Source organism: Poseidonibacter sp., from assembly GCF_041821165.1.
In the GTDB taxonomy this organism is placed as follows: Bacteria; Campylobacterota; Campylobacteria; order Campylobacterales; family Arcobacteraceae; genus Poseidonibacter.
Map to the genome: position 1 here is coordinate 1 of NZ_JBGUES010000113.1, position 7,466 is coordinate 7,466.

Annotated in this window: 6 protein-coding genes; 3 read left to right on the forward strand and 3 right to left on the reverse strand. The window is 24.2% G+C overall.

Annotated elements, in window-relative coordinates; genetic code table 11:
• Positions 1-340 precede the first annotated feature (340 nt).
• Together ACERKK_RS09130 and ACERKK_RS09135 are read left to right on the forward strand one after the other, a co-directional pair.
• Positions 341-2,698 (forward strand): EAL domain-containing protein, encoded by a 2,358-nt coding sequence (locus ACERKK_RS09130; RefSeq protein WP_373772775.1) that lies wholly within the window; start codon positions 341-343, stop codon positions 2,696-2,698.
• Positions 2,695-3,993 carry a diguanylate cyclase gene (locus ACERKK_RS09135; RefSeq protein WP_373772776.1) on the forward strand — a complete coding sequence of 433 codons (1,299 nt, stop codon included), beginning with the start codon at positions 2,695-2,697 and terminating at the stop codon, positions 3,991-3,993. The genes ACERKK_RS09130 and ACERKK_RS09135 overlap by 4 nt, the downstream gene beginning before the upstream one ends.
• 40 nt (positions 3,994-4,033) lie before the next feature.
• Here the strand turns inward: ACERKK_RS09135 and ACERKK_RS09140 are convergent, their stop codons facing one another.
• Entirely contained in the window at positions 4,034-5,596 is a 1,563-nt protein-coding gene (locus ACERKK_RS09140; protein ID WP_373772777.1) for a cache domain-containing protein, read from the reverse strand.
• A gap of 64 nt (positions 5,597-5,660) precedes the next feature.
• On the opposite strand from ACERKK_RS09140, the gene ACERKK_RS09145 reads away from it, so the two are divergent.
• Positions 5,661-6,356: a response regulator transcription factor gene (locus ACERKK_RS09145; protein ID WP_373772778.1), complete on the forward strand. Its 696-nt coding sequence runs from the start codon at positions 5,661-5,663 to the stop codon at positions 6,354-6,356.
• On the opposite strand, the gene ACERKK_RS09150 is transcribed toward ACERKK_RS09145, so the two are convergent.
• Positions 6,353-7,183: an EI24 domain-containing protein gene (locus ACERKK_RS09150; RefSeq protein WP_373772779.1), complete on the reverse strand. Its 831-nt coding sequence runs from the start codon at positions 7,181-7,183 to the stop codon at positions 6,353-6,355. The genes ACERKK_RS09145 and ACERKK_RS09150 overlap by 4 nt on opposite strands.
• A 24-nt stretch (positions 7,184-7,207) precedes the next feature.
• A partial coding sequence (locus ACERKK_RS09155) for an SPASM domain-containing protein (protein ID WP_373772780.1) occupies positions 7,208-7,466 on the reverse strand: 259 nt, incomplete at its 5' end.

Genomic DNA, 7,466 nt, shown 5'->3' on the forward strand with positions numbered 1-7,466 from the left:
GTACTACTAATTTTTCTATATATTCTTTTACAGATAATTCTGATTTTAAAGCTTTTTTCAATAAAGATTCTTTTGCATTTTCATCAATTTCTATATCTAAAATTAAATTTTCCATTTTATACCTTTGTTTAAATTTTAGGAATTATAACAAATGCGTATAAATTATATATGATATTATTTAAAAATATTAAGTTTTTATGCAAAGCAATAACTTATAAAAATACTAATAGGCCTCTAAATAATAAAGTCAATTTTTAATATTGCATATAAAATTCTTATTTATTATGTATAAAATAGCAAGAATTTAGTATAATTTACAAAAGCAGGGAAGGAGTAAGTTTTGAATATTATTAACGAATTAAATACCCTAGCGCCTCATTTTAAAGAAATCATTCAACAAGCTAAATATGGAATCACAATAACAGATCCAAATAAGAAAGACAATCCTTTAATTTATGTAAATAACTATTTTTGTGAAATGTTTGGTTATGAATATAATGAAGTTATAGGGAAAAATTGTAGATTCCTTCAAAGTACAGATAAAGATCAAGATGCTATAAAAGATATTAAAAATGCAATAAAAAAAGAAGAACCTATTAGTAGAATTCTAAGAAATTATAAAAAAGATGGAACTTTAGTTTATAGTGAAGTTAATATTACACCAATAGTTAAAAACAATAAAGTAAAATTCTTTTTAGGTATACAAAAAGACTTAACTTTTGAAAAAGATTTATCAGAAAAAATTAAAAATTCAGAAACATTATCAAATCTTGGATATTGGGAATTAGATTTAATAAAAAACAATCTTTATTGGTCTGATCAAATATTTAGTATTTTTGAAATAATTAAAAATCAATTTACAGCTTCTTATGATGATTTTTTAAAACTAATACATCCTGATGATAAAAAATTAGTAAATGATGCTTACTTAAACTCGTTAGAGACTAAAAAAAAGTATTCATTACAACATCGTTTATTAATGAATGATGGTAGAGTAAAATATGTAGAAGAAAGATGCCACACATATTTTGACAAAAATGGTACTCCTGTTAAATCAGTAGGAACAATTCAAGATATTACACAAATTAAAGAAATTGAAATAGAATTAGAAAATACACTATCTTTAGCAAAATCATATAAATTAGCTATGGATGAATCAAGTATGGTTTCAAAAGCTGATTTAAAAGGTAATATCACTTATATAAATGATCATTTTTGTAGAGTATCTAAATATACAAAAGATGAACTTATTGGAAAACCTCATAATATTGTAAGACATCCTGATAATCCAAAAGAGATATTTAAAGACCTTTGGAAAACTATAAAATCAAAAAAAATTTGGAAAAAGATATTAAAGAATATTGATAAATATGGACAAGAGTATTGGGTTGATATGACAATTTTACCTATTATAGGTCAAGATAATAATATTAGTGAATATATTGCAATTAGACATGATATTACAGAGACTATAAATCAAAAAATAAAACTTGATAATATTGCAAATACAGACTCATTAACTGGTTTATATAATAGACATAAGCTATATAGTGATATAAATGTTAGTATCTTACCTGCTCTTGCAATAATAAATATTGATAGATTCACTGAGATTAATGATTTTTATGGACATGCTTTAGGTGATTGTATTATAAAAGAATTTTCACAAAAACTATTACTTTGCAAAAATTCTGATTGTTATGATTTATACCACTTACAAGGTGATGAATTTGTGATATTTAATAATAATATATCACAAAATGACTTTTTAGAAAAAATCTATGAAATTGAACAAAAACTTAGAAAAGAAAAAATATCAATAAATAATGATTTTATAAACTTAGACTTTTCAATTGCTATTTCATTTGAAACAAAAGAAGCACTTTTAAGAACAGCAGATATGGCACTAAAAGTAGCTAAAAAAACTAATAAAGATATTTTAATTTATAGTGATGAAATATCTAAAAGTAAAGAGTATGAAAATAATATTAAATGGTCAAATATTGTAAAAGTAGCTTTAAAAGAGGATAAAGTAATCCCAGTATTTCAAGCATTGGTAAATAATAAAACAATGAAATATGAAAAATATGAAGCATTAGTTAGAATAAAAGATAAAGATAAACTAATCTCTCCTTTTTATTTTTTAAATATTGCAAAAAAAACTAGACACTATACAGAAATAACTAAAACAATGATTGAAAAAACCTTTGAATTATTTAAAGATAGAGAAGAAGAATTTTCAATAAATTTAACAATAGAAGATATTTTAAATGAAGAAATAAAAGAGTTTATACTTAAAATACTTCAAAAGCATAAAATAGGAAATAGATTAGTTTTTGAAATAGTTGAATCTGAATCAATAGAAAACTTTGAAGATATATCTAAATTTATAGTTTTTGTTAAAGGGCTTGGTTGTAAAATAGCAATTGACGATTTTGGAACAGGATATAGTAATTTTGAATATCTTGTAAAACTAAAAGCTGATTATATTAAAATCGATGGTTCTCTAATAAAAGACATTGATAAAAACCCTATTAGTGAAATTGTTTGTAAAAATATTGTAAATTTTGCAAAAGATTTGAATATGAAAACTATTGCAGAGTTTGTAGAAAATGAAAAGATTCTAGAAAAAGTAAAAGCAATAGGTGTTGATTATTCACAAGGTTATTATTTTAGTGAACCAAAAGAGATAATTTGAAAAAAGAAGATTTTATGCCTCAATCATTTAACAATTTAAATTTTAATAAACTTCTAGATAATCTACCCGCTGGTGTAGTTGTTCATAATCTTGACTCTTCTATAATTTATGCAAATAAAATGGCGCTAAATATTTTAGGATTAAGCTGGAATCAAATGATAGGTAAAGAGGTAACTTCTAAAAATTGGGATTTTATCAATGAAACAGGTAAACCTTTAGATATAGAAGAATATCCAATAAATTTAATAACAAAGTCGCAAAAACCTCTTAAAGACCTTATCATAGGTATAAAAATAAATGGTTTAAATGAACCTAAATGGGTATTAGTAAATGGCTATATTGATAAACAAAATAATACTGATAAAGTAATAATAACTTTTACGGATGTTACAAGTGAATACTCTTTACCTTTTAAAGATATTTTAGATAAAGCACATGATGCAGTTATTATAACTGAAGCTTCAGATATTGAAGAGCCTTATGGACCTAAAATAGTTTTCGTAAATGATGTTTTTGCAAAAATATCTGGTTATTCTAAAGATGAAGCTATTGGAAAAACACCAAGAATCTTACAAGGTGAATTAACAAATAGAGATACTCTTGATAGAATAAAACAAGCTTTAAAAAATAAAAAAGCTATTAGAGAAGTTATCTATAATTATTCAAAAAATCAAGAAGGATATTGGCTTGATGTTTCAATATTTCCACTATCTATATATAGAGATGAAAGAATCACACATTTTGTTGCAATTCAAAGAGATATTAGTGAATTTAAAAAAATTGAACAAAAATACAAAACTGATGCACAACAAGATCCTTTAACAAAACTATTAAATCGTCGAGGTTTTGATATATTATCAAAAGAGTTAGCAAATGAACTAAAAACTCATAATGAAGGATATTCTATTATTGTAATGGATATAGACCATTTTAAACTTATAAATGATAATTATTCACATTCAATTGGAGATATCGTTTTAAAAGAGCTTTCAATATTACTAAAACAATTTGTAAGAACAAGAGATTTAGCTGTTCGACTTGGTGGTGAAGAGTTTGCATTATTTCTACCTTATTGTGATAAAAATGATGCCTATGAAATTGCAGAACGCTTAAGAAAAACTATCGAGTATTTATGTATAAAAGCCAATAATCAAAATATAAACATTACCATAAGTATGGGTATTGCAAGTGACCCAAGAGCAAATAATATCAAAAAAACTCTTGATGAAGCAGATAAAGCTTTATATAAAGCCAAAAATAGTGGTAGAAATAAAGCTGTTATTTTCTATGAGTAATTTAAACTACTCATAGAATAACTTTTTAGATTAAGATAAGCTATAAAGATTTGGGAACATGAATCCCAAATTTAGCACCATTTTTGGTATTTCTAACTCTTAATTTTCCCTTCATATTTTTATCAATAATGATTTTAGACATATAAAGACCTATTCCTGTTCCATGCGTATCATCTTTTGTTGTAAAATACGGTTCAAAGATTTTACCTATTGGTTCTACTGTAATTCCACCTGCGTTATCTTCTATAAATAAAACTACGTAATCATTCTCTTCATATGCAGTAATTGTAATAGTAGGATTTTTTACCTCTTTTTCTATTAGTGCATCTTTTGCATTTTTAATAATATTTAATAAAACTTGTTCATACTCATTGAGATATGTTTTTATTTTTGTTTCTTTATCTAATTTTATAATTACTTCAATATTATCATTTTTTAATGAGCTTGATACAATTGTCATAACTGAATCAATCACTTTATATAAGTAAAATTCTTCTTTCTCTTTTTTTGGCATAAAGAAGTTTCTAAAGTCATCAATAGTATGTGACATATACTCTATTACAGTATCAGCTTCACTTGATTTTATTTGCATAGTTTTTTCATCTAAAGCATTAATACTATGTTTAAACTTTATATACATAAGAATAGATGAAAGCTCTGATAAAGGCTGTCTCCATTGATGTGCTATATTTGATATCATTTCACCTAAGGCAATAAATCTTGATTTTTGAATTAAAAGTTGTTCTTTTTCTCTATTTTTATCAATTTCTTCTGCAATTCTTTTTTCTAAGTTTTCATTTAAATCTTTTAACTCTTTTTCTTTTGTTTTTACTTTATTATCATATTTTTTTAGTACTTCATCAATCTTTTGAGAAACAACAATTGAGATTAATATTGCTATTGATAAGAACATAATAAATAGAACTATATTTTGCCCTACTTGTTTTCTAACTTTTAGTTCTAAATCTTTTCTTTTTACAGCAATTTCTTTTTCAACATCATCTGTATATATACCAACCGCAATAACCCAATTCCATTCTTTATAATATTTAAAATAAGATAGTTTTTGTTTGATTTTATCATTTGTGTTTGGCTTCTTATATGCATAAGTAGTATAAGATTCTCCATGTTTTCTGATATTTGTAAGAAATTCTTCTCTGAATTTTTTACCATTGAAGTCTTTGAAGTTTGTTGAAATTGATTTTCCAATCAAATCTAGTCTATTTGGATTTACTACTTGTACTGCAAAATCATCTCCACCATTAATATTCTTTATATCATAAACAAAGTAGTAGTTACTTTTACTTTCTTGAAAAGATATATTATTTAAAAGCCTAATAGCATCTTCTTTAAGCTCTTTTTCTTGAACATTTTCTTTTGTAATATTATAATTTAAAACATCAATTATAGTATTTATTTCTTTTTTTAGTGTATTTTTTTGTTCATCATAATACTCTTTTACAAACTTTTGCATTTGAATTTCAAAATCTGCATAGGTATTTTTAACATAGAAATAAGAAATCATAAAAATCATAGATGACATAATAATAATAAATATATATATGGTTATTTTTGATAAGTTTTTTTCAGTTATTAATCTCAAATTTGTCCTTGTTACCTTATATATGGTATGATACCATACTTTATCTAATAAGGATTTTCTAAATATGAATGAAAATTTAATAAATAAACTTAGTGCTTATACTGTTTTATATGTAGAAGATGAAGCTGGCATTAGAAGAAATATAGAAGAAATTCTTCAACATTTATTCAAAGAAACATATTCAGCTAAAAATGTAAGTGAAGCTCATTTAAAATATCTACAATATAAACCTGATTTAATTATTACAGATATTAGAATGCCAGGTGATTCAGGTATTGATTTAATAAAAAAAGTAAGAGAATCAGATTCTAAGACAAGAGTTATTATTACTTCTGCACATACTGACTTAGAGTATTTACTTAAAGTTGCAGAGTTGCATTTAGTAAAATATATTGTAAAACCTATAACACAAGAAAAATTACTAGATGCATTGGAAGCTTTTTTAAAAACGCATGAAGATAGTAAAATTTATAATTTAAATGCTACATGGGTATTTGATTATAGTAAGTCGGTAATTTCAAATGAAACACAAGAGTTTGATTTAACAAAAAAAGAGAGTAATTTTTTAAAACTTCTTATAACAAAAAATAGACTTATTTCTTATGAAGAGATGGAAAATCTTATTTGGGATGAAGATTCAGTTATGACACCAAATGCAATGAGACTTTTTATTAAAAACTTTAGAAAAAAGCTACCTAATAAAATTATAAAAAATGTTCAAGGAATTGGATATAAACTATCAGATGAAAGTGATAACTAATCTTTAGTTATCTCTTTCATTTTTTCTTCTTTATCTTCTTTTTTATTCAAATTCTCTAACTTATGTAACTCATCTAATTTTACAAAATACGCATGACCTAAATATATTATATAAAATACAGCTGTAAAAAGTGTAATAAATGGAATCATCGAAACAATATATAAAAATAGTGTTCGTAATCTAAAAGCACCTGATTGTGTTTTATATATTTTTTTAAACTCTTCATCACTTAATATTGTAGATGCAACATCATAATTCAGTAGTTTATGAAAGAAGTAATATAAAGGAAAAGAGAATGCTATGAAATTTAATACAGGTACAAAATAAACAGGGATTAACACTATAAATAAAAGTATCATAATAATTGAACTTTTTAATAAAATCCATAAAGGTGATAATAAATCTCCATGCCCATGTAAGGTAAGATGAGAATAGTGTCTTTTATGTAAAATCTTTAAAATCATTGGAGTTAAAAAACCAATAATAACAATAGTAAATAATACAGATGCTTGTAATACAATAACACTTCCAACTGTATATAATAAAAATCCAGCTATCCATGAAGTAAATGAGTACTTAAATAAAAAAACAAGTAAGTATGTCATCCATACAAAATAAAATGGAGCATCTTCACTAATAACAACCTCTTCTCCATTTTGAGAAGCTTGTGCTATATCTTGCATTACAGTAATTCCAAAATCTGCTGCTGCAAAAAATAGTGAGTATATTATAATCATTGTAATGATTAATGGAATTAATGAGATTTTTAACATTTTTGAAGAGAAAAAATCTTTTAAACTTTTTACAAATATTTCTATTTCTATCACTTTTAACCTTTTTTATTTAGCTTATTATTTATCAAATCTTGTTCTATATTCACATTTTTGACAAAGTTCTTCTACTACTTCACCTTTTTTAAAACCATTCTGTATAGCTTTGACTCTTTTTGAGCTTAGTATATGCTCAAGAGATGATTCATTTGTATTTCCTAGGTCTATACAAGCATTTTGGTCTAAACAACAAGGAACAACCTCTCCTGATGTTAATATACCAAAATGAGAATCCAAACCATAACAAAAACCTTTATTTGATACAAATTCATTTTCTAAA

What these genes read in the sequence shown, in the direction of transcription:
- ACERKK_RS09145 (WP_373772778.1), top strand. Translation starts at nt 5,661, where the DNA reads ATGAATGAAAATTTAATAAATAAACTTAGTGCTTATACTGTTTTATAT.